Annotated in this window: 23 protein-coding genes; 6 read left to right on the top strand and 17 right to left on the bottom strand. The window is 62.2% G+C overall.

Going from position 1 to position 25,701, the window contains the following annotated elements; all coding sequences use genetic code 11:
* Positions 1-3 precede the first annotated feature (3 nt).
* From AC1M7R_RS17690 to AC1M7R_RS17680, 3 genes are all read right to left on the bottom strand, one after another.
* Positions 4-210, bottom strand: a complete 207-nt coding sequence (locus tag AC1M7R_RS17690; RefSeq protein ID WP_003198565.1) for a DUF1656 domain-containing protein — start codon at positions 208-210, stop codon at positions 4-6.
* Positions 197-2,197, bottom strand: a complete 2,001-nt coding sequence (locus tag AC1M7R_RS17685; RefSeq protein WP_072459496.1) for an FUSC family protein — start codon at positions 2,195-2,197, stop codon at positions 197-199. Before AC1M7R_RS17685 ends, AC1M7R_RS17690 begins: the two co-directional genes overlap by 14 nt.
* A gap of 231 nt (positions 2,198-2,428) precedes the next feature.
* A complete protein-coding gene (locus AC1M7R_RS17680; protein ID WP_072398870.1) occupies positions 2,429-2,893 on the bottom strand; it encodes a ferritin-like domain-containing protein in 465 nt (154 codons plus the stop codon).
* A 206-nt stretch (positions 2,894-3,099) separates the two neighbouring features.
* Between AC1M7R_RS17680 and AC1M7R_RS17675 the strand changes: the two genes are divergently transcribed.
* Positions 3,100-3,336 carry a DUF3820 family protein gene (locus tag AC1M7R_RS17675; RefSeq protein WP_072398893.1) on the top strand — a complete coding sequence of 79 codons (237 nt, stop codon included), beginning with the start codon at positions 3,100-3,102 and terminating at the stop codon, positions 3,334-3,336.
* A gap of 11 nt (positions 3,337-3,347) precedes the next feature.
* On the top strand, positions 3,348-4,535 hold the full coding sequence (locus AC1M7R_RS17670; protein WP_341966036.1) for an aminotransferase class V-fold PLP-dependent enzyme: 1,188 nt from the start codon (positions 3,348-3,350) through the stop codon (positions 4,533-4,535).
* A 146-nt stretch (positions 4,536-4,681) separates the two neighbouring features.
* On the opposite strand, the gene AC1M7R_RS17665 is transcribed toward AC1M7R_RS17670, so the two are convergent.
* From AC1M7R_RS17665 to zwf, 3 genes are read right to left on the bottom strand one after another with little or no spacing between them, the layout of a single operon-like run.
* Positions 4,682-5,347: a bifunctional 4-hydroxy-2-oxoglutarate aldolase/2-dehydro-3-deoxy-phosphogluconate aldolase gene (locus AC1M7R_RS17665; protein ID WP_072398872.1), complete on the bottom strand. Its 666-nt coding sequence runs from the start codon at positions 5,345-5,347 to the stop codon at positions 4,682-4,684.
* Positions 5,348-5,364: 17 nt separating this feature from the next.
* Positions 5,365-6,078, bottom strand: a complete 714-nt coding sequence (pgl, locus tag AC1M7R_RS17660) for a 6-phosphogluconolactonase (protein WP_103894834.1) — start codon at positions 6,076-6,078, stop codon at positions 5,365-5,367.
* The gene (gene zwf, locus AC1M7R_RS17655; protein ID WP_053153166.1) at positions 6,065-7,534 is read right to left on the bottom strand and encodes a glucose-6-phosphate dehydrogenase; all 1,470 of its coding nucleotides are present in this window, start codon (positions 7,532-7,534) and stop codon (positions 6,065-6,067) included. The genes pgl and zwf overlap by 14 nt, the downstream gene beginning before the upstream one ends.
* A 196-nt stretch (positions 7,535-7,730) precedes the next feature.
* Here zwf and AC1M7R_RS17650 point away from each other — a divergent pair, with 196 nt between their 5' ends.
* On the top strand, positions 7,731-8,591 hold the full coding sequence (locus tag AC1M7R_RS17650; protein WP_172679636.1) for a MurR/RpiR family transcriptional regulator: 861 nt from the start codon (positions 7,731-7,733) through the stop codon (positions 8,589-8,591).
* A 146-nt stretch (positions 8,592-8,737) separates the two neighbouring features.
* Here AC1M7R_RS17650 and AC1M7R_RS17645 read toward each other — a convergent pair whose 3' ends face one another.
* The 11 genes from AC1M7R_RS17645 to edd form a co-directional block, all read right to left on the bottom strand.
* Positions 8,738-9,592, bottom strand: a complete 855-nt coding sequence (locus tag AC1M7R_RS17645; protein WP_072398874.1) for a D-hexose-6-phosphate mutarotase — start codon at positions 9,590-9,592, stop codon at positions 8,738-8,740.
* Between the two features lie 272 nt (positions 9,593-9,864).
* A complete protein-coding gene (locus AC1M7R_RS17640; RefSeq protein WP_072398875.1) occupies positions 9,865-11,211 on the bottom strand; it encodes a carbohydrate porin in 1,347 nt (448 codons plus the stop codon).
* 191 nt (positions 11,212-11,402) lie between these two features.
* A complete protein-coding gene (locus AC1M7R_RS17635) occupies positions 11,403-12,563 on the bottom strand; it encodes an ABC transporter ATP-binding protein (protein WP_072398876.1) in 1,161 nt (386 codons plus the stop codon).
* 2 nt (positions 12,564-12,565) lie between these two features.
* Positions 12,566-13,411, bottom strand: coding sequence for a carbohydrate ABC transporter permease (locus tag AC1M7R_RS17630; RefSeq protein ID WP_072398877.1), 846 nt, complete (start codon positions 13,409-13,411; stop codon positions 12,566-12,568).
* The gene (locus AC1M7R_RS17625; protein WP_072398878.1) at positions 13,404-14,312 is read right to left on the bottom strand and encodes a carbohydrate ABC transporter permease; all 909 of its coding nucleotides are present in this window, start codon (positions 14,310-14,312) and stop codon (positions 13,404-13,406) included. Before AC1M7R_RS17625 ends, AC1M7R_RS17630 begins: the two co-directional genes overlap by 8 nt.
* Positions 14,313-14,548: 236 nt before the next feature.
* Entirely contained in the window at positions 14,549-15,850 is a 1,302-nt protein-coding gene (locus AC1M7R_RS17620; protein ID WP_072398879.1) for an ABC transporter substrate-binding protein, read from the bottom strand.
* A gap of 116 nt (positions 15,851-15,966) precedes the next feature.
* Complete coding sequence (locus AC1M7R_RS17615) at positions 15,967-17,226, bottom strand: D-mannose isomerase (RefSeq protein WP_072398880.1); 1,260 nt, start codon at positions 17,224-17,226, stop codon at positions 15,967-15,969.
* 229 nt (positions 17,227-17,455) lie between these two features.
* On the bottom strand, positions 17,456-18,925 hold the full coding sequence (locus AC1M7R_RS17610; RefSeq protein WP_072398881.1) for an ATP-binding protein: 1,470 nt from the start codon (positions 18,923-18,925) through the stop codon (positions 17,456-17,458).
* Positions 18,915-19,646, bottom strand: a complete 732-nt coding sequence (locus AC1M7R_RS17605) for a response regulator (protein WP_072398882.1) — start codon at positions 19,644-19,646, stop codon at positions 18,915-18,917. Before AC1M7R_RS17605 ends, AC1M7R_RS17610 begins: the two co-directional genes overlap by 11 nt.
* Before the next feature lie 172 nt (positions 19,647-19,818).
* A complete protein-coding gene (locus tag AC1M7R_RS17600) occupies positions 19,819-20,778 on the bottom strand; it encodes a glucokinase (RefSeq protein WP_072398883.1) in 960 nt (319 codons plus the stop codon).
* On the bottom strand, positions 20,775-22,601 hold the full coding sequence (edd, locus tag AC1M7R_RS17595; protein WP_072398884.1) for a phosphogluconate dehydratase: 1,827 nt from the start codon (positions 22,599-22,601) through the stop codon (positions 20,775-20,777). Before edd ends, AC1M7R_RS17600 begins: the two co-directional genes overlap by 4 nt.
* 219 nt (positions 22,602-22,820) lie before the next feature.
* Between edd and gap the strand changes: the two genes are divergently transcribed.
* From gap to AC1M7R_RS17580, 3 genes are all read left to right on the top strand, one after another.
* Positions 22,821-23,822, top strand: coding sequence for a type I glyceraldehyde-3-phosphate dehydrogenase (gene gap, locus AC1M7R_RS17590; RefSeq protein WP_072398885.1), 1,002 nt, complete (start codon positions 22,821-22,823; stop codon positions 23,820-23,822).
* Positions 23,823-24,056: 234 nt separating this feature from the next.
* Entirely contained in the window at positions 24,057-24,575 is a 519-nt protein-coding gene (locus AC1M7R_RS17585) for an RNA polymerase sigma factor (protein ID WP_072432136.1), read from the top strand.
* Between the two features lie 119 nt (positions 24,576-24,694).
* Positions 24,695-25,657 carry a FecR family protein gene (locus tag AC1M7R_RS17580; RefSeq protein WP_072459502.1) on the top strand — a complete coding sequence of 321 codons (963 nt, stop codon included), beginning with the start codon at positions 24,695-24,697 and terminating at the stop codon, positions 25,655-25,657.
* Positions 25,658-25,701 lie beyond the last annotated feature (44 nt).

The raw sequence follows: 25,701 nt of genomic DNA, 5'->3' as shown, positions 1-25,701 counted from the left end.
TCCTTATAACGGCCCGAGGACCACAGTAATGACAGTCAGGACGCAGACATACAAGGCGCAGTCGAACAGCGCCTCATGCCAGATCCAGCGCCCGGCCGGCACGAGGCTGAGCAACAGGCGCAACGCACCGGTCACCAGCAGCGCCAGCACCACATAAATCAGGAACGGGCTGAGCAACACCCCGCCGATCGACCACTCACGCAAGCCCATGGCTGTGCTCCTGGCTTTGGGATTCGTGCTGGCGGCACCAGGCGCGCCAGCTGTTTTGAAGTTGCACCACCGCCCCTTGGGCCAGCTTCAACGCATCACCAGGCGGTTGGCTCGCCAGCGCTTGCAGGAACTCGGCGCTCGCTGGTGCCAGCGCTTCGGCCCGATCACCGGACGGGCCGCGCTCAAGTACCTGCTCAAGTGCGTCCAAGTAACGGGTCTGCGCCAGATTGTCCGGGATCTGGGCCACCGCCAGGCTCAATCGCAGATGCAGCAGCTCATCGCCGATGTCCAGGCCCAGCAGGCCGTCGTCCCAGCGGCTGCGCGCCGGCACCGGCAATTCCGGATAATGCCTGGCCAGTTGCAACAGTCGATCGGCCATGCGCCCGCCAAACCAGCTCTCGGCACCACGCAGGTTGCGGTGGGTCAGGCGCACCAGATCGTCCAGGGTCGCCGCCAGCAAGCGCCGGCTATGCCAGGCCGGGTCACGCAGGATCAGCAGCTTGAAGGCCAGCACCGCGGCGCCCACGCCGATCATCATCGCCTGGGCACTGTTGAAGAACGCCGCCACGTCGTACTTCATGGCGTTGAGCGGCGACACCAGCACGATAAAGTGCAGGCAGAACGAGGTGGCCGTGGCGAATATCGGTGGCTTGGCCATGCCCAGCGCCCCCAGGAACAGCGGAACGCCCATGGCCAGGCAGAGCATGGCGAAACTGCTCCATTGCGGCAGCAGGATCTCGCCGATCACGAAGGCCGTCGGCACGGCCAGCAGGATTCCCCGCAGGAAACTCATGCCGATCTGCGCGCCGTTTTCGCGACTGGCGAACAGGCTGCAAACCACGCAAGTGAGCAAGAGTGCGCCGGATGCGGCCGGCCAGGCGGTCGCCAGCCAGAAACTGGCGACCGTCAGGAACGCCAGGGCACTGCGGGCCCCGAATACCATGGCCAGGGACAGGTCGCGATGGGGTGCGAGGGTTCGCGGTGGATCGGCCGCCTCCCTGCCCTCCTCTACCGCCTTCAGCGCGGCGCAAGCGGCCAGGGCGGTGTCCAGCAGCAGGGCGAAACGGGCCAGGCAATAGCTCTGCGCCGGACTGATGCCCGGATCATTCGAGGCATCCATGACCCGCGGCCGCAACGCCCGCAACGTCGAGCTGTCGGCATCGAGGGCTTGGCGCACTTCATTCATCCAGGGCTGCAGGGCCTCGGCCTCCTGCGGCTCGAGCTGCTTCCACTGCCGGCGCACCGAACGGGACATGCGCAGCAGCATCAGCAATTTCTGGCTCAAGCCGCTGATGGCCCGGGCCCGCTGACGGCCAAGGCGACCTTCGAACCAGGCGTGCTCACGCTGGGCATCCACCGCGACGATCTTGCCGAGGATCTCCAGCAAGCCTTTTCGCGCCTGGGCGTCACCGGCCAAGGTGGCCCGTGCCGCCTGCATGCCACTCTGCCAGGCGGTACGGGCCTGGACCGCCAGTTGCTGCTCGACCCGCAGCGGCCAGAGCAACGCACTGGTGGCCGTGGCACAGACAATGCCCAGGCTGATCTCGGTACAGCGCGCCACGGCCTGGTCGAACACCGTCAGCGGATGGGAGATGGCGGGCAAGGCGATGATCGCGACCGTATAACCGGCCAGCACGAACGAATAGGACCAGGCGCTGCGCAGCAGCGTCGAACAGGCCGTGCACAGGCCCAGCCATAACGCGAGCGCCAGCAGGAACAGCCAGGGGGCCTGGGCGAACAGGCCCATGAACACCACCGACATCGCGGTGCCCACCAAGGTCCCGAGCAGCCGTGCCAGGCCCTTCTGCACCACCATCCCGGACAACGGCTGCGCCACGATGAACGCAGTCATCAAGGCCCACGAAGGCTGTTCCAGGCCCCAGCGCAACGCCAGCCATAGCGCCAGTCCGCCGCCCAATACGGTTTTGATGGCGAACTGCAGAGCGAGACGGTCCGGGGCGAACAAGGCCTGTAGGGTAATGGGCACGCAGGAAACTCTTCAGGGTTTGCGATAACAATAGTGCAAGGATGTGAGACAGCAGGCGTAATTATTAGCTAGCTACCTATATCAGTCCATAGGCTATTGACTAGATATTGGACAACACACCGTTACACGACGGTTCCCAAACCCCGGGACGCGCTTCGCCAAACCGTTGGCGGTCGTACCCGCCATAAAAAAACGCCAGGCAAGCTGGCGTTTTTTTTTCAGGGCACGGACTTAGCTGGCTTTCGCCTGGTTACGCAGCGCCTTGACCTGGTCATGGTTGCGTTGCACACCGTGGTACTGACGCTCCACCAGATCGCGGATGCCCACCAGGTTATGTTTGTTGATCTTCTCCATGGCTTCCCTGTAGGCCTTGAGGGCATGGTCTTCGCCGCGTTCGGCTTCGTTGAGCACGGCCTCTTCGTCCTTGCCGGTGAACATGGATTTCACGTCCACCCAACGGCGGTGCAAGTCACCGGCCACGCTGGTGGAAGTTTCCGGGTCGCCGCCCAGGGAACGAACGGCCGCTTGCAGCTCGGTCGCGGCAGTGGCGCAATCGGCGGCGCGCTGGACGAACAGGGCCTTGAGTTGTGGGTGCTTGATGTCTTCAGCGCAGGTCTTGAAGCCTTCCTGACCGTCCTTGCTGGTCTGGATCAGGTCATTCAGGACGGAGATGGCTTCTTTGTTCATGTCAGTCATTTTTCAATTCCTTTGCTTGGTTAATAAAAAACCTGCAAGGACTGTTGCATCGGCCATGCCAGCCCTAAACCAAAGAAATCTCCATTTAAAATCAATCAGTTAGCAAAAACCCTCAAATCTGTATCCGCGTTATTTGCATGATCTGTCATTTGGCCTGCATGCAGAATGCCTGTATTTTCAAACCTGCCCGAATCAAGACGACTGCCATGAATCCGCAAAACCTGGAACTGCTGGTCACGCGCCAGATGCCCTACGGCAAATACAAGGGTCGAATCCTGGCTGACCTGCCTGGCCAATACCTGAACTGGTTCGCCCGGGAAGGTTTTCCCCACGGTGAATTGGGTGCCTTGCTGGCGCTGATGCAGGAGATCGATCACAACGGTCTGTCGGACTTGCTCGATCCGTTGCGCATCAAACACGGCAAGCCCAAGCCCCGCCCCTGAAAGAGCCCGCCATGCCTGAGAACACGCTACGCGCCCACGATGAAGCATTCTGGCAGACCTTTGTCGGCCGCTACGATGTCGACCCCAACGGGCCGCTGAACCTGGAGAACGGCTACTTCGGTCGCATGTCGCGAACCGTGGTGGAGGAATACCAGCGCAATATCGAATTCATCAACCGCAGCAACTCGCTCTATGTGCGGCAGTATTTCGACCAGGAACATGGCGATGCGATACGCCGCCAGGTGGCGGAGCTGATCGACGTCGCCCCGCAAACCGTGGCGCTGACCCGCAGCGCAGTGGATGCCCTGCAATCGTTGATACGCAACTACAACCGACTGGTGCCTGGCGACCAGATCCTGATCTGCGACCTGGAATATCCATCGGTCAAGAGCGCCATGCGCTGGCTGGCTCGCCAGCGTGGCGTGGAGGTCATCGAACTGGTCCACCAGCATCCCGCCAGTTTCGAGAGCCTGGTGGGAACCTATCGCGAAGCGTTCATCCGCTACCCGCGCCTGAAGCTGATGACGCTGACCTACGTGAACCACCTGACCGGGCTGGTGATGCCGGTCCAGGCAATCGCCGAGGCGGCCCGGGAGTTCGACGTCGACATCATTCTCGACGGCGCCCATGCCTTGGGCCAGATCGATTTCGATATCAAGAAGCTGGGCATCCACTTCGCCGGATTCAATCTGCAGAAATGGATCGGCGCGCCCCTGGCCTTGGGCTTCCTGTACATTGCCCCACATCGGCTGGCCGATATCGACCCGGACATGGACGATGAAAGCCACCCGGCGACCGACATCCGTGCCCGTACCCCGCACAGCACGCCCAACATCCCGGCCCTGATGACCCTGCCCCTGGTGTTCGAAGAGCACTATGCCCTGGGCGGAGCCCTGGCCAAGGGCGCGCGGCTCGGTTACCTGCGCAACCTGTGGGTGAATGCCGTGCGCGATCTACCGGGTATCGAAGTCATGACTCCGGATGACCGGCGCCTCTACTGCGGCATCACCTCGATGCGCTTTACCGCCCGGGCAGACCAACAGGCGATGGCCGATCGGCTGCTCAACGACTATGGGATCTTCACCGTGGTGCGCAACACCAGCGTCGGCTCCTGCATCCGCATCACTCCTGGCCTGATCACGCTGGCGAGCGACATCGAGCGGTTGACCCAGGCCTTGATCGAGCTGAACCCTATTTAACGACTCGCGCCGTCTTTTGTGGCGAGGGGACTGATCCCCTTGCCACAGAAGACTGTGCCTGTTCAGAGAGTTCGGGCAAAAAAAAAACGGTGCGCCGACCAAGCGCACCGTAAAGCCGTAGAACACCCAACGAAATCAGGTCAGATTCAATCCAGCAGCGCCAATGCCTCGGCAGTGCATTCCTGGATGCGGGCCCAGTCGCCGTTCTTGATCCACTCCGGATCGAGCATCCAACTGCCGCCCACGCACATCACGTTTTTCAACGCCATGTAGCTCTTGATATTGGCCGGCCCCACACCGCCGGTAGGGCAGAATTTCACTTCGCCAAACGGACCGCCCAGCGCCTTGAGGGCCGCGACACCGCCGCTGACTTCCGCCGGGAACAATTTGAAGCGGCGGTAGCCCAGGCTGTAGCCTTCCATGATGCCGGAGGCGTTGCTGATGCCCGGCAGCAACGGAATCGGGCTCTGGACGCTGGCTTCGAGCAGATCGCGGGTGATGCCCGGGGTCACGATGAACTGCGAGCCGGCCGCTTCGGCAGCCGCCAGCATGTGGCGATCGAGCACGGTGCCAGCACCGGTCACCAGCTCCGGCCGCTGCTCGCGCAGCACCTGGATGGCCTTGAGGCCGTACTGGGAACGCAAGGTCACCTCCAGCGCCGTCAGGCCACCGGCGGCCAACGCATCGGCCAGCGGCAGGATGTCCTGCTCACGGGCGATGGTGATGACCGGCAGGATCCGCGCCTTGGCACAGAGGTTGTCGATCAGGGTAACTTTGTCCGCCATGGAAACGGTCGGGGATGGGTTTTTCATAGCGGCTGATCCTTGGTTCATGGGCACCAGTAAATCTCTAACGTAGGTTGCAGAAACGCGCGGATCGGCATTTCGGCGACATCGCCGCCGGCCACCGCGGCGTTCAGGGTGGTCAACTTCGATTGACCGGAAATCGACAGTATCTTGTGCTGCGCCGAAGCCAGCAGCGCGCGGCTCATGGTCAGGCGCTGGCGCGGCACTGTCGGTGCCAGCATCGGCCAGCAACGACGGGATCCTTCGCTGTCCAGGGCTTCGGCCAGGTTCGGGCTGTCGGGGAACAGGGAAGCGGTGTGCCCGTCATCCCCCATGCCCAATACCAGCACGTCGATGGGCGGCAACTCGGCCAGCAGGCGATCCGCCTGTTCGGCAGCGGCCTCCAGGTTGGCACTGGCGCTGTAGAGGCTCAGGAACCGGGCCTTGGCCGCGGCCCCCTGCAACAGGTAACGCTTGAGCAAACCGGCATTGCTGTCGGCATGTTCGGTCGGCACCCAACGCTCGTCGGCCAGGCTCACCACCACCTTCGACCAGTCCAGGTCCTGTTTGGCCAGGTTCTGGAAGAACGCCACCGGACTGCGTCCGCCGGAGACCACCAACACCGCCAGGCCACGGGCATCGATCGCGGCGCGCAGTTGCCCGGCCACCTTCAGCGCCAGCTCCTCGGCCAGCAGCACCGGGCTCTTGAATTCCAGGGCGCTGACGCCCTCGGGCAGTTTCACTTCAGATATCGCCATACCACGACCTCCCATCCCGCGTGATCAGTGCGATGGAGCTCATCGGTCCCCAGGAGCCGGCTGCATACGGCTTGGGCGCATCACCGGACTTCTTCCATCCGGCAATCAACTGGTCACACCACGTCCACGCGGCTTCGATTTCATCTTTACGGACAAACAGGTTCTGATTGCCGTTCATGACTTCCAGTAACAACCGTTCGTAGGCATCGGGTATCCGTGCGCTGCGCCAGGTGTCGGAAAAGTTGAGTTGCAGCGGGCCGCTGCGCAGTTGCATGCCCTTGTCCAGGCCCTGCTCCTTGGTCATCACTCGCAGGGAAATTCCTTCGTCCGGCTGCAGGCGGATGATCAGCTTGTTGCTGATCTGCAAGCGCTGCTCGGGGGCGAAGATGTAGTGGGACGGTTCCTTGAAGTGGATGACGATCTGCGACAGCTTCTGCGGCATGCGCTTGCCGGTACGCAGGTAGAACGGAACCCCGGCCCAGCGCCAGTTGCGAATGTCGGCGCGCAGGGCGACGAAGGTTTCGGTATCGCTCTGGGTATTGGAATTGGGTTCTTCCAGATAACCGGGCACCGCTTTGCCCTCGCTGTGGCCGGCGATGTACTGGCCACGCACCACCTGGGTGGTCAGGCCTTCCGGGCTGATCGGCGCCAGGGCCTTGAGCACCTTGACCTTCTCGTCGCGGATACTGTCGGCGGACAGGTCGGCCGGCGGGTCCATGGCAATCAGGCACAACAACTGGAGCAGGTGGTTCTGGATCATGTCCCGCAGTTGGCCGGCCTTGTCGAAATAACCCCAGCGGCCCTCGATGCCGACCTTCTCGGCCACGGTGATTTCCACGTGGGAGATGTAGTTCTGGTTCCACTGGGTTTCGAACAGGCTGTTGGCGAAACGCAGCGCGATCAGGTTCTGTACCGTCTCCTTGCCCAGGTAGTGGTCGATGCGATAGGTGCGGTTCTCGGGGAAGAACTGCGCCACGGCGTCGTTTACCTTGCGCGACGACTCCAGGTCCGAGCCGATGGGTTTCTCCAGCACGACGCGGGTGTTCTCGCTCAGGCCGACCTTCGCCAGGTTCTCGCAGATGGCGCCGTACACTGCTGCCGGCGTGGCGAAATAGGCGATGACCTGTTGGGCGGAACCGGCCTGCTCGGCCAAGGCGACGTAATCGTCGGCCTTGAGGAAATCCACGTGCAGGTAGGTCAAACGCGCCATGAAGCGCTCGACGACGGTTTCGCTCAGGTCCTTGTCGCCCACGTAGCGGCGCAGTTCGGTGCCGATGAATGCCAGGTGCTGCTGCTCGCTGCCCGGCTCACGCGCCAGGGCGAGGATGCGCGTGTCCTCGTGCAGCAGGCCTGCCGCATCGAGTTGGTAAAGGGCAGGAAACAGCTTGCGCAAGGCCAGATCGCCCAGCGCGCCGAACAAGGCAAAGGTGCACGGTTCAACCGTAATCGGAGGCATGATGTTTGTTCTTTTATCAAGTTAGGCTACAAATACCTTTTTTCAAGGCATCACTCAAGGAAAAATGTAGTAATAACCACAACATTTTCCGAAAATATCGATTCCGAGTGGTGGTCCGTCGGAGCCAACAGTAGGATAGGCCACCGCAAAGGGTCGTTTCAAAGACCCGTCTTTCTAGGAATCTTTTATGGACCGCGTGCGAAATCTACTGGAGCAGATCCAGAGTCGCCTTGAAGACCTCAACAAGGCTGAGCGCAAGGTGGCCGAGGTGATCCTGCTCAACCCACAGCAGGCCACCCGTTTCAGCATCGCCGCCCTCGCCCAGGCCGCGTCGGTCAGCGAACCAACCGTCAACCGCTTCTGCCGTTCATTCGGCGTCAGCGGCTACCCTGAACTGAAGCTGCAACTGGCCCAGAGCCTGGCCAGCGGCGCCGCATACGTCAGCCGTGCGGTAGAGGCCGACGACAATCCGCAAGCCTATACCCAGAAGATCTTTGGCAGTGCCATCGCCTCGTTGGACAGCGCCTGCCAGGCACTCGATCCAAATTTGATCAGCCGGGCCGTGGACCTGTTGATCCAGGCCCGGCAGATCCACTTCTTCGGCCTCGGCGCATCGGCCCCGGTGGCACTGGACGCCCAGCACAAGTTTTTCCGCTTCAACCTGGCGGTCACCGCCCATGCCGATGTGCTGATGCAGCGCATGATCGCTTCAGTAGCCCACACCGGCGAGCTGTTCGTGATCATTTCCTACACTGGCCGCACCCGCGAACTGGTGGAAGTCGCCCGCATCGCCCGGGAAAACGGCGCATCGGTGCTGGGCCTGACCGCCGAGAACTCGCCCCTGGCCAAGGCCAGCACCCTGAGCCTGAACATCCCGCTGCCCGAAGACACCGACATCTACATGCCGATGACCTCGCGGATCATCCAGCTCACCGTGCTGGACGTGCTCGCCACGGGCATGACTCTGCGCCGGGGCGTGGATTTCCAGCCGCATCTGCGCAAGATCAAGGAAAGCCTGAATGCCAGCCGGTATCCGGTGGGGGATGAGTTCAACTGACCGAGCCTGAGAGCCTTACTGCCTGACAGGCCGTCATCGCGAGCAAGCTCGCTCCCACCAGGGTCTTGTGAATGTGAAGGTCCAGTGTGGGAGCGAGCTTGCTCGCCATGGGGCCAGCAGCCTCACCCACCACCCTGCCCCCTGCATCAAGCCCCCACCCAAGCCTGCAAACTCAAATGCGCCCGCTCCCCCGGCGCCAGGCACAGGCTGTCGGTGCCGCCACTGGCTGCTTCGACGCAGACGAACTCATTGACCTCGTCCCAGCTCACCCCCAGCAACGGTCGGGCGCCGGGATGCCACACCACGGTATCGGCGCTGTCGCCGGTATCGATGCACAGCTCACGCTGCCAGGCATGGTCCTTGAGCTGCAACTCTCCCCCGTGCTGGAACACCCGCTGGCAGCCCCCCTCGACCCGCAACTCGCCTTCCTGTCGGCAGGCCGCACGGTTCAGATGATCATAACCTTGAGCGCCTTCGAGCCCAGACAGCGCTACCTCACCCACGTCGCCAATACGCCAATAGGCGTGCAACGCCTGGCTCAACTGGCAAGGCAGGCTGTCCTGGTGCTCGGTGCTCAGGCGCAGCTCCATGCGTTCGCCCAGGTCTGCATGCAGGTCCACTTGCCAATCACACAACCGTAACTGCCAATGCAGGTGCACACCGTCGTCGTCACTGCGGCTGTCCAACAGTTTCCAGTCGATCAACCGCGCCCAGCCGTGGGACGGCCAGGCATTCTCGCTCGGATGACGGCCATACCACGGCCAGCACACCGGCACCCCTCCGCGTATCGCCCCGACATGGGGCCACTTGGCCGCACACCACAACCAGGGCTTTTGCCCACGCGGCTGGAAGTGCAGCAATTGCGCCCCCTGGCGACTGAACACCGCCTGGCACAACGGGTGGTCGATCACCAGCACGTCGCGCTGCCGATAGCGTTCCCACGCAAACACCGGCCGCTCGCGCAAGGATCTGAAGAAGCGTTGTAGCGGATGCTCATGCATATGCCGCGATCCTGGAAATCATTGAACTCACAATTGATGCGACAGTTTTTGTGGCAAAGCCTCTACCCCACTGGACTCGGAGCAGTCCCAAAGCAGTCAACCAAAATACCGAGGTGCCTGTTGCAGGGCCGCTGCGCGCCCCAGCGGGCGATGCGACGTTTCGCTAAATCCCCTGACCCAGGTTGCGCGTTGACCATGCTGCGCAAAAAAAAGCGGACAGCCTTGGCCGTCCGCAAATATGCGCACATAGAGAGGAGCTTATCGCAACAACGTTAGAACACCGACTGAATTTTCAGGCCGGCCACCAGCGCGTTATCGACTTCATCGACACCGCCCGGGTGAGTGACGTATTGCAGGTTGGGACGCACGGTCAGCCAGTTGGTGACATGGAAGCCGTAGTTGATTTCATAGTTGTATTCGGTGTTGCGCAACGGCGAGAACAGCGGATCGTCGTAGTCGCTGACACCGTTGGCCACGTTGGTCAGCTCGGCGTTTTTCTTCACGTCATCGTTGACATGGATACGAGCGAAGCCGATGCCGACGTCATCTTTCGGACGCGCGTCGAATGGCCCCTTGTACACGAACATCAGCGACTGGTAGTTGTCGACGACGTTGGTGTCCTTGTCGTGGAAAGTCGCGTTGGCCGCGATGTTCAGGCCGCGGGAAGCATCGCCGTTGTGGGTGGTGAGCTGCTGCTGCACCACGAGCCAGTAGCCGTGCTTGCTGCTGTGGCTGCGATAGGCGAGACCGGTGGTGGCGGCATCGTTGCCGTTTTCGTCCTCGCGCACATCGTCGGCCTTGGCCGTGCTCTTGTAGTAACCCACGCGGTATTCGCCTGGCAGGTTATTGAGTTTAGGCGTCCAGACCAACTCCACCGGAATCAGGGTACCTTCAGTGCCACTGCCGCTGAGCTTGTAGCGGTTGTTGTTTTCCAGTTGCGAAGGGTTCTGGTTGTAGGCGCCGATCTGTGCATAAAGCTCAGGCGTGATGTTGTATTTGAACCGGATGGCCGCCTGCATGATTGGCCAGTTGTACCAGATGTTGGTCGCCCAGTTGCCCGCTTGCGAACCGCAGAACGCCAGGTTCTGGAACTCGCAGGGGAAGGTGTTGAAGTCTTCACCCACGCCGTAGTAACCGGCCTTGACGTCCAGTTTGCTGTCGAAGTATTTCTGCTTGATCCACAACTGGGTCAGACGGGTGGTTTGCCCACGGCCCCAGACTTCCTGGGAAGAACTGAGGGTACCGGCACGTGGATCACCGATACGGTCGTTGGAAATGTTGCGACCGTCCCGGCGAGTGAATTGGATCTTGGCTTCCGTGTCGTCCCAGCCTGCCAGCTTTTCAAGATCCAGCGCCACGCCCAGGCCAAACTGGCCCGACCAGCGCGCGGTCTTGTCGTCGTTGTAGCCGCCATGGAGATTGGCGCCCATTTCACCGACGTAATCGGCCTTGATATCGATACCTTGCTCGAGCAGCCGGGTCCGCTCGCCGCCCCAGTCACCCGTCATCCACTTCGAATCGGCGCTGAACGCCTCGGCAGCCTGGGCGCTACCGGCCAGCATCATCGCCGCAACGGCTGATAGCTGGCAGATAAGCTGGGCGTTATTCTTCTTTTTCATCCCTACATTCCTCGTCTTTATTGTTATTAACTGTTTTTATCTAACGCGGTTTACAACAATTGCGGCCGACGGTTTCCCGCCCGCCACATATCCCTGTGGGAAAGGCCCGGCCCACGATGACGGCATGCCATTCAACAGCTCAGGCAACTTACCCACCGCCCTCACGAACAAGCCCCTCCCACCTTGATGCCTCATCGCCCCTTGAACTGCGCCACGTTGGCGGTCCGGGCATCGGCCTGCGGCTGGGCGGCCACGCCCAGGCGTTCGCCGGACTGGGCATCGAACAGCAGCACTTTCGATGGATCGAATTGCAGCGTCAGGTTTTCCCCCGGCTGTGGCGCGACGTCCGGTGCCAGGCGGCAGCAGACCTTGGTGTCGTTGAGGTTGACGAACACCAGGGTGTCCGGGCCGGTGGGCTCGGTGACCTGGACTTCGGCGCGAATGGTCGGCAAGCCGTTGGGCTCGGTGCCGGCCAATGCAATCTGCTCCGGACGCAGGCCGAGGATCACTTCCCGATCCTCCAGGCCGGCGTCCTGCATCCCCAGCGGCAGCTCGCACCGGGCCTGGCCGCTGTCGAGCAGCGCCAGCAGGCGGCCATCCTTGCGCTGCAGGCGCAGGGGGATGAAGTTCATCGGTGGCGAACCGATGAAACTGGCCACGAACAGGTTGGCCGGGTTGTTGTAGATGTCCTTCGGGGTGCCGAACTGCTGGATGATCCCGTCCTTCATCACCGCCACTTTGTCGCCCAGGGTCATGGCCTCGATCTGGTCGTGGGTCACGTAGACGGTGGTGGTCTTGAGGCGCTGATGCATCAGTTTCATTTCGGTGCGCATCTCGACCCGCAGCTTGGCGTCGAGGTTGGACAGCGGTTCGTCGAACAGGTAGATCTTTGGCCGCCGCGCCAGCGCCCGGCCCATGGCCACCCGCTGTTGCTGGCCACCGGAGAGCTGGCCGGGCTTGCGGTTGAGCAGATGTTCGATCTGCAGCAACTTGGCGACGCGAGAGACCTCCTCGTCGATGGCCGATTGCGGCATCTTGCGGATCTTCAGGCCGAACTCGATGTTCTCCCGCACGCTCATGGTCGGGTACAGCGCGTAGGACTGGAACACCATCGCGATGTCGCGATCCTTGGGACTCATGCCGCTGACGTCCTGGTCGCCGATCATGATCGCGCCACCGGTGATGGTTTCCAGGCCGGCGATGCAGTTCATCAAGGTCGACTTGCCGCAACCCGAAGGCCCTACGAGAATCAGGAACTCACCATCCTTGATGGACAGTTCGATGTTCTTCAAGGTGTCGGGCAGGCCGGCGCCGTAAGTCTTGTTTACATTGCGAAGTTCAAGCGTTGCCATGATTACCCCTTGACCGCGCCGGCCGTCAGCCCGCGCACGAAATACTTGCCTGCGACCACATAGACCAGCAGGGTCGGCAGCCCGGCGATCATCGCCGCCGCCATATCAACGTTATATTCCTTGGCCCCGGTGCTGGTGTTGACCAGGTTGTTCAGCGCCACCGTGATGGGCTGCGAATCGCCGCTGGAGAACACCACACCGAACAGGAAGTCGTTCCAGATCTGCGTGAACTGCCAGATCAGGCAGACCATGATGATCGGAGTCGACATCGGCAGGATGATCCGCCGGAAGATGGTGAAGAAGCCCGCCCCGTCCAGGCGCGCCGCCTTCACCAGCGCATCGGGAATGCTGACGTAGTAGTTGCGGAAGAACAGCGTGGTGAATGCCAGGCCGTACACCACGTGCACGAACACCAGGCCGGTGGTGGTGCTGGCCAGGCCCATCTTGCCGAGGGTGAACGAGGCCGGCAGCAGCACGGTCTGGAACGGCAGGAAGCAGCCGAACAGCAGCAGGCCGAAGAACAGCTGCGACCCGCGGAAGCGCCACATCGACAGCACGTAGCCGTTCAGCGCACCGATGGCGGTGGAGATCAGCACCGCCGGGACGGTGATCATGATCGAGTTCCAGAAATACCCGTTCACCGTGGCCCAGGCTTTGACCCAGCCGATGCCGCTGACCTCGGCAGGCCAGCTCAACAGGTTACCGGTGCTGATGTCTTCGGGCGTCTTGAAGCTGGTCAACAGCATGACCACCAGCGGCACCAGGTAAAGCAGCACGGCCAGGATCAGTACCGCGTAGATCGCGATGCGGCTGAAGCTGATGGCAGGTTTGGCGGCGAGACTAGTCATGACGCTTGGTCCTCAGCTCGGAATACAGGTAAGGCACGATGATCGCGAGGATCGCGCCGAGCATCAGGATCGCACTGGCCGAGCCCATGCCCATCTGGCCACGACTGAAGGTGAAGGAATACATGAACATGGCAGGCAGGTCGGACGAGTAACCCGGACCACCGGCCGTCATCGCCGCCACCAGGTCGAAACTCTTGATCGCGATGTGCGCCAGGATCATCACGGCACTGAAGAACACCGGACGCAGGCTGGGCAGCACCACTTTCCAGTAGATGCGCGGCATGCTCGCGCCATCGATCTGGGCAGCGCGGATGATCGACTGATCGACACCTCGCAGGCCGGCCAGGAACATCGCCATGATAAAGCCCGAGGCCTGCCAGACGGCAGCGATGACCAGGCAATAGACCACGCGATCCGGATCGATCAGCCAGTCCAGGCGAAAGCCTTCCCAGCCCCAGTCACGCAGCAGTTTGTCCAGGCCCATGCCCGGGTTGAGCAGCCATTTCCAGGCAGTACCGGTGACGATCATGGAGAGCGCCATCGGGTACAGGTAAATGGTGCGGATGAAACCTTCGCGACGGATGCGCTGGTCGAGCAATACCGCCAGCAACACGCCGATCACCAGGGTGATGCCGATGAACATGCCGCCGAAGACCGCGAGGTTCTTGCTCGCCACCCACCAGCGGTCGTTGTCCCACAGCCGTGCGTATTGAGCCAGGCCTGCCCACTTGTAGGTTGGCAGGAAGGTAGAAGTGGTGAACGACAGAACGAACGTCCACAAGATGTAGCCATAGAACCCCACCAGCACGATGAACATGCTCGGCGCCAGTACCAGTTTCGGTAGCCAGCGCTGCAATGCATCGAACGGCGAGGCCTTGCTGAACACAGCAACAGAACTCATGGGGAAAATCCAAAACAGAGAAAGACTACAAACATTTCCTTGTGGGGCGAGTTCTGTGGCGAGGGGATTTATCCCCGATCGGCTGCGAAGCAGCCGCAAAGCCATTGCATGCGGTGTTTCCAATACTCCGACATGGCAACTTTTTCGAGGCCGCTGTGCGACCCATCGGGGCGGTGCAACGTTTCGCTAAATCCTCTCACCACAAAGGCCCGTTCCCACAAGGGACCGCGGCGCAGTTACTTGGCCGACTGAACCGCCGCGCCAAGCTTCTTCGCAGCATCGGCCGGGTCGGCTTTCGGGTCGTTGATGTAGTTGGTCACTACGTCGAAGAACGCCCCCTGTACCGCCAGCGTGGTCGCCATGTTGTGCGCCATGCTTGGCTGCAGGCCGCCATTCTTGGCGTCTGCCAGGAAGTCCTTGGCGGCGGTCTGGGCACAGGAGTCGAAACCGTACTTGGCCATGTCGGCCAGCATGTCGTTACGCACCGGGATCGAACCCTTGTTGATGCTGAAGACCTTCTGGAAGTTTTCACCCAGGACGACCTTGGCGATGTCCTGCTGACCGGCCGCGGTGCCTTCGTCTTTCTGCTTGAACACCGCGAGGGAGTCGATGTTGTAGGTGAAGGCCTTGTCGGTGCCCGGGAAGGCTACGCACTCGTAGTCCTTGCCGGCGACTTTCTTGGCCGCGGTCCATTCGCTCTTGGCCCAGTCACCCATGATCTGCATGCCGGCCTTGCCGTTGATGACCTTGGCCGCTTCCAGGTTCCAGTCCTGCCCCTTGCCATCGGCGTCCATGTAGGTCGCGACTTTCTTCAGCTCGGTCAGTGCCTTGATCATTTCCGGACCGGTCAGCGCCTTGTTGTCCAGGTCGACCAGTGCCTTTTTGTAGCCATCGGCTCCCATGACCGAGAGCACCACGGCTTCGAACACGGTGCTGTCCTGCCAAGGCTGGCCGCCGTGGGCCAGGGGAATGAAGCCTGCGGCCTTGAGCTTGTCACCGGCGGCGTAGAACTCTTCGAGGGTGGTCGGGTTCTTGGTGATGCCGGCTTTCTTGAAGACTTCCGGGTTGATCCACAGCCAGTTGACGCGGTGGATGTTCACCGGCACGGCGACGTAGTCACCGTCGTACTTCACGGTGTCGGAGACTTTCTTGTCCAGCAGGCTGTCCCACTTCTCCTGCTTGGCGACGTCCTTCAGGACATCGGTGTCGAGCAGGCCGGTAGTCGCCCATTCCTGGATGTCCGGGCCCTTGATCTGGGCTACGCCCGGAGGGTTGCCGGCCACGGCGCGGCTCTTGAGTACGGTCATGGCGGTGGAACCGCCGCCACCGGCGACAGCGCCGTCCTTCCAGGTAAAGCCGTCTTTTTCTACCTGGGCCTTGAGCACATCGACCGCGGCTTTTTCACCACCCGACGTCCACCAGTGAACGACTTCCACGGAACCTTTCGATTCGGCGGCCAGGGTGCTGACGGGGAATGCTGCGACGGGAAGCAGGGAAGCAAGAGAAATGACAGTAGCGAGGCGAGAAATCGCATTCATCTAGAAGTACCTTTCTTTTTGTTATGCATGCAAGTCTGGTGCTTGCGCTGCATGGATTCTAATCAGGGGCAATCCCTTCGCAGGTAACGAAGGGACGCGCGTATGTCACGACATGGTTACACAGGCACCGGCGCGGACAACCGCGCCAGGGCCGATGCCATGCTGGGTGCCAGCGGCAGGCGCGGTATCAGCACGGCCTGCCAGGCATGATAAAGGTCCGGCTTGCCCGGCCAGATGTCGGCGCTGGGACGGTTCTGCGGGTCGAGTTCGTGATGCCAGCTGCCGTTGCAGCGGTCGATGAAATGCTTGTCACAGAACTCCCAGAAACGTCGGTACCAGGTCTCGTATTGCGCTTCGTCGGTGCGCTTGAGCAAGGCGCTGGCCGCCGCTGCCGCTTCGGCATGCACCCAGTGCAGGCGATGACGGACCACGGCGCGGTTGTCCCAGTCCAGGGTGTAGACGATGCCGGGGGCACCATCGACATCCCAACCATGACGGCAATTGTGCTCGAAGAGTCTTTGCGCATCCTGGACCAGCCAGCCCGGCGTCAGCATGCCGATCCGTACACGCGCGGCCTCGAGGTGCAGCAGCAGGCGCGCCCATTCGAAACCATGGCCGGGAGTAGTGCCATAGGGGCGGAAACCGTCGGCGGGATTGTCGTGGTTGTATTCGCGCAGCGGTTGCCAGTCGCGATCGAAATGCTCCACGACCATGTAATCGTTGGCGGCCGCATGGCCGTGGATGACGCGTTCGACGATCCGCAGCGCGCGGGCCAGCCAGCGCGGGTCGTCCGTGGCATCGGCCAGGGCCAGGAAAGCCTCCGTGGCGTGCATGTTGCTGTTGGCGCCGCGATAGGCTTCCTCTTCACGCCAGTCGCGGTTGAAGGACTCGCGCAAGGCCCCCTCTTCTTCACACCAGAAATGTTCGTCGATGACCCGCACCGCCTCCTTGAGCAAGGCCTCGGCACCGGGGCGCTGGGCTACTGCAGCGGAACTGGCGGCCAGGGCAACGAAGGCATGCAGGTAGGCGGCTTTGCCCGTGTCGTTGTCATCCGGATTGGCCACCGCGAACCAACCACCGTGCTCGGCGTCGCGCAGCGGGCCGCTGAGGGCCTGGATCCCATGGTCCACCAATTCGGCGAAACCGGGCAGGCCCTGGATATGTGCCATGGCGAAGCTATGGGTCATGCGAGCGGTGTTCATGGTTTCGGCCCGCGCGTCAGCCGGCAGGCTGCCTAGCTCGTCGAGATTGCCGAAGCCGTCCGGCAACTTCGAGGCCCTGGCGAACGCCAGCAGCCGCAAGCCTTCGGCGGCAAGCCATTGCTGGTGGGCAGGAGCATTCAGCCAACTGCTGAAGGCCGGGTGGAAGGTGTCCATCGCAGTACCTTTTTTGTTGTTTTAACGCAGGGAGTCTAAACAAGGGAGGGGATGGGCCAGGTAACGAAAGGGACGAGTTATGTCACCAACTTGTGACATTTGACCGGGAGAGATGGATCGAGACGACTGGCGCCATCGCGAGCAAGCTCGCTCCCACAGAGGTTTTGTGAACACCGAAGACCCAGTATGGGAGCGAGCTCGCTTGCGATGTAACGATTACGCGGCCCGATCAATCCACACTGCGAGGCAACTGCAAGGTCACCCGCAACCCGCCTTCGCGCAGGTTTTGCAGGCTGACCTCGCCGCCATGGCTATGGGCGATGTTGCGGGCGATGCCCAGGCCCAGGCCGTAGCCCTGCTGCTGTCCGGCCAGGCGGAAATGCGGCTCGAAGACTTGCTCAAGGCGCTGCTCCGGCACACCCGGGCCTTCGTCGTCGACGTGCAGGATGAACGCGGTTTCGTCGTCATCGATATGCAAATGAGCGTTCTGCCCGTATTTCAAGGCATTGTCGATCAGGTTGCCGATGCAGCGCTTGAGGGCCAGCGGCTTGCCCGGATAAGGCGCCAGTGCCCGGCCATCCTGGGTGACGCGACCATTGCCGTTGGGTGCCAAGTAAGGCTCCACCAGGCAGTCGAGCACATGGTTGAGGTCCACCGGCTCGATGTTCTCGTGGATATCCGTGTCCTTGACGCATTGCAGGGCGCCTTTGACCAGCAGTTCCAGCTCGTCCAGGTCGCGGCCGAACTTGGCCTGCAGGTTCTCGTCTTCCAACAGCTCGACCCGCAGCCGCAAGCGGGTAATGGGCGTGCGCAGGTCATGGGAAATCGCGCTGAACAACTGGCTGCGCTCGGTCAGGTAGCGGCTGATCCGTTCGCGCATCGCATTGAAGGCCCGCCCCACTTCCACCACTTCGCTGCCCCCCCCCTCGGCCACGGGCTCCACCTCGGCGCCCAGCGACATGTCCCGCGCCGCCCGGGCCAGACGCTTGAGCGGCCGGCTCTGCCAATGCACCAGCAAACCGATGAACAGCAACAGCAGGGAGCTGGTCAGCACGATGAAGCCGACCTGCTGCTTGGGCAGGTCCTGCTCTTCGAGACTGGTATAGGGTTCGGGCAGCAGCGAGGCGATGTACAACCATTCGCCCGGCGCCATCTGGATCTGCGTGACCAGGACAGGCGGGTTCACCGGCTCCAGGGTCAGGGCGTAATGAGCCCATGAACGGGGCAACTCATCGAGCTTGAGGCCGCCGTTGAAGATCCGCAGGTCCTCGGGGCTGACAAACTTGACGGAGATGTCGGCGTTATTGCCCAGGGAGCGGCGCAATACCTCATCCACCGCCTTGAGCACCGCCAGTTTACGCGGCGTGTTCGGGAGCACATCCATGCCCAGGGGCTTGTCATTGAGGGTCACGACGAACCGCGTGCCGCCCATGCTGCGCAGTTGATCCAGCACCAGCGGCCGATAGGCCACCGGCAGCGAACGCAGGTAGCTGACACTGGCGGTCATTGAATGGGCGAGGCTGCGGGCACTGGTCACCAGGCCCTCGAGCTGGGTGGCACGCAGTTGCGATACCCAGATCAGGCTGGACAAGGTCTGGGCGAACAACACCACCAACAGCGTGAGCAGCAACATCCGTCCCAGCAACGAACGTGGCACCGGCACCCGCTGGGCGATCTTCCTGATCCAGTCAGTGCCCATTGCAGGCAACCACATTGGCCGCCAACTGATAGCCGCTGCCGCGCACCGTACGGATCAGCCGCGGCGGTTTTTCCGTATCGCGCAAGCGTTGGCGCAGGCGACTGACCGCCATGTCGACGATCCGGTCCAGGGGCATCAATTCTCGGCCACGGGTGGCGTTGCCGATGGTGTCGCGGTCGAGGATTTCCTGGGGATGATCGAGGAACAGCTTGAGCAGGGCGAAGTCGGCGCCGGACAGGATGACTTCTTCGCCATCGGCGTGAAACAGGCGGTGGCTGATCATATCCAGCCGCCACTCGTCGAAGGCCAGCACTTCGCCGCCGGAGCGTTCCTGGCCGAACTGGGCCCGGCGCAGCAGGGCCTTGATGCGGGCCTGGAGTTCCCGGGGGCTGAAGGGCTTGCCCAGGTAGTCGTCGGCCCCCAGTTCCAGGCCGATGACCCGGTCGGCTTCGTCGGAGCTGGCGGTCAGCATGATGATCGGCACGTGCGCCTGGCGCGGGTGCTGGCGAACCCAACGACACAGGCTGAAGCCGTCCTCGTCGGGCAGCATCACATCGAGGATCACCAGGTCGCTCGGCGCTTCGTTGAACGCCTGGCGAAACCCGGCGCCATCCGGGGTGGTGCGCACCTGAAAACCCGCACGACTGAGGTAGGTGTCCAGCAGCTCGCGAATCTCCTGGTCGTCGTCGACCAACAAAATCGATTTGTTCACTGAACTCACGGGCCTCGTCCTTGTTGTTTGGATTGGGGCGGATTATGCCTGATGGATGAGGACTACAGACACACTGCGGGAGCGAGCTTGCTCGCGATAACGGAGTGTCAGTCATCCTTGAGTTGACTGTTACACCGCTATCGCGAGCAAGCTCGCTCCCACAAGGTACGCGGTTCGAACTTCAAGCTTGTGCAGATTGCTCCAACGCCACACCCGCGCCCATGAGCCCGGGATACGGCGCCGTCACCAGCCAGACCGGGATACCCTTGAAGTAATCGCTCATGCAGCCCTTGTCGGCGAAACAACGGGCGAAACCGCTCTCGATGAAAAAATCGGCAAACCGCGGGACCACGCCACCGACGATGTAGACACCGCCTCGCCCTCCCACCGTCAACACATTGTTACCCGCCACGCGCCCCAACCAGCGACAGAACTGCTCGAGCACTTCCAGGGCGATGGGGTCGCCGGCCAGGCCGGCGGCGGTGATGGATTCCGGGGTGTCGAGTACCGGCACGTGGCCGTCCACCGCGCAGATCGCCCGGTACACCCTGGGCAAGCCACTGCCACTCAGGGCGGTCTCGGCGCTGACGTGGCCGATCTCGTTGTAGATGTGTTGCCACAGCTGGGTTTCCCGCGGACTGCTCATCGGCAGGTCGACATGACCGCCCTCACCCGGCAAGGCCGCGAAACGCCCCTCGCCCAGGTTCAGCAGCGTACCGACACCCAGCCCGGTGCCCGGCCCGATCACCACCGCCGGACGCATCGGCTCGGGAGTGCCCTGGCAGACGACCCGATATTCGCCGGGACGCAGGCAGGTCATGCCCAGGGCCATGGCCGAAAAGTCGTTGACCAGCAGCAGTTGCTCCACCTGCAAGGTCCGGCAGAACGCCAGATTGCTCAAGCGCCAATGGTTGTTGGTGAAGCGAAACTCATCGCCGCTCACCGGCCCCGCCACGGAGAGGCACACCGAGCCAATGGCGCCTGGCTCCATGCCCATGCCGCTCAGGTAAACCTTGATGGCATCTTCGGGGCAGGCGTAGTCCGCCGTCGCCAGCACCTGGATATTCTCCAGGTTGTGGTTCTTCCACAACGCGAAACGTGCGTTGGTCCCACCGATGTCACCGACCAAAGCCAGTTTCAATTAAGCGTCTCCAGGGCAGAAGTGAAGGCGCTGGCGCCCTGCTCTGCCGAGCTGAAGGCCATGCGCATGAAGCCGAACAGCTCGCGACCGGTACCGATGTTGTTGCCCAACAGGCCCTTGGCCGGTTCGCGCGCGGCGAATTCCTCGGCGTCCACCTTCAGTTCCAAGGTGCCTTTGACGCCGTCCACGCGGATGATATCGCCCTCCTGCACCCGGGCCAACGGACCACCGACATAAGCTTCGGGGCTGACATGAATCGCCGCCGGGATTTTCCCCGACGCGCCGGACATGCGACCGTCCGTCACCAACGCCACCTTGAAGCCGCGATCCTGCAGCACGCCGAGGAACGGCGTCATCTTGTGCAGCTCCGGCATGCCATTGGAGCGAGGCCCCTGGAAGCGCATGACTGCGACGAAATCCTTCTCCAGCAGACCGGCCTTGAACGCATCGGCCAGGTCCTGCTGATCCTGGAACACCATGGCCGGCGCTTCGACGATCTGGTTTTCCAGGGCCACGGCCGAGACCTTCATCACCCCGCGCCCCAGATTGCCCTCCATGACTCGCAGGCCACCCTCGGCAGAGAATGCCCGGGCCACCGGGCGCAGGATGTTTTCGTCGAGGCTTTCGGTCGGGCCGTCGCGCCATACCAGCTCGCCGTCTTCGAGGAACGGCTCCTGGGTATAGCGGCTCAGGCCATGGCCGAGCACGGTGTTGACGTCCTCATGCAGCAGACCGGCTTCCAGCAGTTCGCGAATCAGGAAGGACATGCCACCCGCCGCCTGGAAGTGGTTGATGTCGGCCTTGCCGTTCGGGTAGACGTGGCTGAGGGTCGGCACCACCTCGGAGAGGTCGGCCATGTCCTGCCAGGTCAACTGGATCCCGGCCGCCATGGCGATGGCCGGCATGTGCAGCGTGTGGTTGGTGGAGCCGCCAGTGGCGTGCAGCGCGACGATGGAGTTGACCAGCGCCCGCTCGTCGACGATTTCGCCGATGGGCATGAAGTTGCCGCTCTGCTTGGTCAGGCGCGTCACCTGGTAGGCCGCCTCGCGGGTCAGGGCATCGCGCAGCGGGGTGTTCGGGTTGACGAACGAAGCGCCCGGCAGGTGCAGGCCCATCACTTCCATGAGCAACTGGTTGGTGTTGGCGGTGCCGTAGAAGGTGCAGGTACCGGGGCTGTGATAGGACTTCATCTCCGATTCCAGCAGCTCTTCGCGAGTGGCCTTGCCCTCGGCGTAGCGCTGGCGAACGTCAGCCTTTTCCTTGTTGGAAATGCCCGAGACCATCGGCCCGCCGGGCACGAAGATCGTCGGCAAGTGACCGAAGCGCAACGCGCCCATCATCAGGCCCGGGACGATCTTGTCGCAGATGCCGAGCATCAGCGCGCCGTCGAACATGTTGTGGGACAGCGCCACGGCCGTGGACAGGGCGATCACTTCGCGGCTCGGCAGGCTCAGCTCCATCCCCGCCTCGCCCTGGGTCACGCCATCGCACATGGCGGGAGTACCGCCGGCGAACTGGCCGACCGAGCCGATTTCGCGCAGGGCTTTCTTGATCTGTTCCGGAAAGGTTTCGTAAGGCTGGTGGGCCGACAGCATGTCGTTATAGGAAGACACGATGGCGATGTTGGCGGCGTTCATCATCCGCAGGTGGTGCTTGTCTTCGCTGCCGCAACCGGCGACGCCGTGGGCGAAATTGGCGCACTGCAATTTACCGCGCATCGGCCCGTCGCTGGCGGCGCCGCGAATCAGTGCAAGGTAAGCCTGACGCGTGGCGCGGCTGCGGGCGATAAGCCGTTCGGTGACCTCAAGTACGCGGGGATGCATGTGTAGAACTCCAGGCTAACGGGTATGGCGACCTGATTGTCTATGCTGGTCAAAAGCCCCGCCCACAGGGGGCGGCAGGCGGCTTGTCGACCATTCGGACCAGTTGATGCAGGTCACTCGTTGTAGATAAAACAAAATATTGCCATCAAAAAGGCTTGTTTTCTATTTTTATGCGAATAATCTTGTAATTCCAACAACAAATCGACGGCGGCGCAGTTAATGACTCTTCGAATCGCAATCAATGGTTTTGGCCGCATCGGCCGCAACGTCCTCCGTGCACTTTATACCCAAGGCTATCGTCGCGACTTGCAGATCGTCGCCATCAACGACCTGGGTGACAGTGCGATCAATGCTCATCTGCTCAAGTTCGACACCGTCCACGGCACGTTCGATGCCGATGTCCAGCACGATCACGAAAGCCTGACGGTCAATGGCGACCGCATCTCGGTCAGCGCCATCCGCAATCCGGCCGACCTGCCCTGGGCCGCCGAGAAGATCGACGTGGTCTTCGAATGCACCGGGCTGTTCACCGACCGCGCCAAGGCCGCCGCGCATATCAGCGCCGGCGCCCGCAAGGTGATCATCTCGGCTCCGGCCAAGGGGGCCGACGCCACCGTGGTGTATGGCGTGAACCACGACATTCTGCGCCAGTCCCACCAGGTCATTTCCAACGCCTCTTGCACCACCAACTGCCTGGCCCCGGTGGCCCAGGTGCTGCACCGCGAGCTGGGCATCGAAAGCGGCCTGATGACCACCATCCATGCCTACACCAACGACCAGAACCTGACGGACGTCTACCACAGCGACCCGTATCGCGCCCGTTCCGCCACCCAGAACATGATCCCGAGCAAGACCGGCGCCGCCGAGGCGGTGGGCCTGGTGCTGCCGGAACTGGCGGGCAAGCTGACCGGGATGGCCGTGCGCGTGCCGGTGATCAACGTTTCCCTGGTGGACCTGACCGTGCAGCTCAAGCGCGAGACCTCGGCCGACGAAGTCAATGCGCTGTTGCGCCAGGCCAGCCAGCATTCGAAGATCCTGGGCTATAACACCCTGCCCCTGGTTTCCAGTGACTTCAACCACAACCCGCTGTCGTCGATCTTCGACGCCAACCACACCAAGGTCAGCGGCAAGCTGCTCAAGGTACTGGCCTGGTATGACAACGAGTGGGGCTTCTCCAACCGCATGCTGGATAACTGCCTGGCGCTGTGCAACGCGGAGTGATCCACACGCTCAGTCCAGCTTTTGTGTAGCGGCGAGCTTGTAGAGATGAGCTTGCGCGCGATAGCGATGGGTCAGGGTCAATCGACAATGATGCGACTTGGCCGAACGGCATCGCGCGCAGCTCGCTCCCGCAGGGGACGGGGGCATGGGATCGGGAGGGTCACGAAATCAAGGCTTGACCTGTCAAGTAGATAATAATCATTATCATCTACTCAAATCGGATCGAGCCCTGCCGTGAGTCAATCGCGCTTTCACCACGTCTTCCTCGCCCAGCGTACACCGCTGCTGCGCACCCTTGAACGTATGGTCAACAACCCCAGCACTGCCGAAGACCTGCTTCAGGAAACGTACCTGCGCGTGACCCGTGCCCTGAACGAGCGTACGGTCGATCATCTTGAACCCTTCGTCTTCCAGACCGCGCGCAACCTGGCACTGGATCATCTGCGCGCCCGGCGTATCCAGTCGCGGACATTGCTGGAGGACGTCCCGGTAGACGTCGTGAACAATGTGGTGGCCCCCCAGAGCAGCGCCGAAGACGCCGCCCATGCCGGACGCATGCTCGAACGCCTCAACGTCAGCCTGCAGGCCTTGAGCCCACGCCAACAACAGATCTTCATGCTCAGCCGCCTGCAAGGTCACGCTTATCAAGAGATCGCCGAGCGCCTGGGTGTCTCGCCGAGTACGGTGCAAAAGGAACTGAAGTTGATCATGGCAATCTGTATCGGCGTGGCTGAACGTCTCGACGCCGACTGAGCCTGTAGGAACTTTCCATTCGAGGCCGCCGCCGATTGCGTTGGCCGGCGGCCCTGCTAATCTTGCCGCCCTCAAGCCTGATACGAACAGCAGTGCATAGACACCGCCGAGGAAGCACCGTGACGGACACCCATCGCGCCCCCGGGCCAGCTCCAGCCACAGACACCGCCCATGCCATGGAGCAGGCGCTGGACTGGCTGATCCTGCTGGACAACCCCAGCCAGGAGCAGACCCGGCAGTTCCAGGCCTGGCTGGCGGCCGACCCGCGTCATGGCGAAGCGTTCGTCAGGGCCCAGACCATCTGGAACGGCCCGCAGGTACTGGAAAGTGCCCGGCAGCTCCAGGCGGCGCCGAAAGCCACGGCGCTGTCACGCCTGCGTGCCCATTGGAAACCGCTGGCCACCGCCGCCGTGCTGTTCCTGGGCCTGTTCAACTTCAGCGACTTGCCCCTGCACTTGCAGGCCGACCACCTGACCGTGGTCGGCGAGCGCCAGCGCCTGCAACTGGAGGACGGCTCCAGGGTCCTGCTCAACACCGATTCGGCCTTCTCCAGCACGTTCAATGAACAGCGACACATGGCCCGGCTGTACAAGGGCGAAGCGTTCTTCGAGGTCCCCGGCGATCGCAACCTGCCGCTGGAAATCGAAGCCGGCCCGGTTACCGCCAGTGTCAGCGACACCACGTTCGCCGTGCGCTACCTCGACGGCGTGGCGCAGGTCCAGGTGCAGCGCGGCGATGTGGACCTGCGGGCCAACCGCAACGACACGCGTGTCCGGCTCTCGGCCGGAGAAAGCATTCGCATCGGCCCCAACGGCTTCGATCGCCCGGCAAGGCTCGATGCCAGCACCGACCTGGCGTGGGTCCAGGGCCGGCTGGTGTTCGAAAATCGACCGCTGGACCAGGTACTGGCCGAACTGCAACGCTATTACCCCGGCTGGATCATCAATCGCAACGAGCAGTTGGCCCACATCGCGGTGACCGGCAACTACCGCCTCGACCAGCCGCTGGACGTGGTGCGCTCGCTGGCCCATATCACCTCGGCGCGGGTCCAGGAGTTCCCGGCCCTGGTCATTCTCAACTGAACGAGCATTATTTTTACTCGATAGCGTGAGCTGGTTCGTCTCGT

This window comes from Pseudomonas sp. MS01C9, from assembly GCF_058202755.1.
This window is presented reverse-complemented; position numbering and strand designations above follow the sequence as displayed.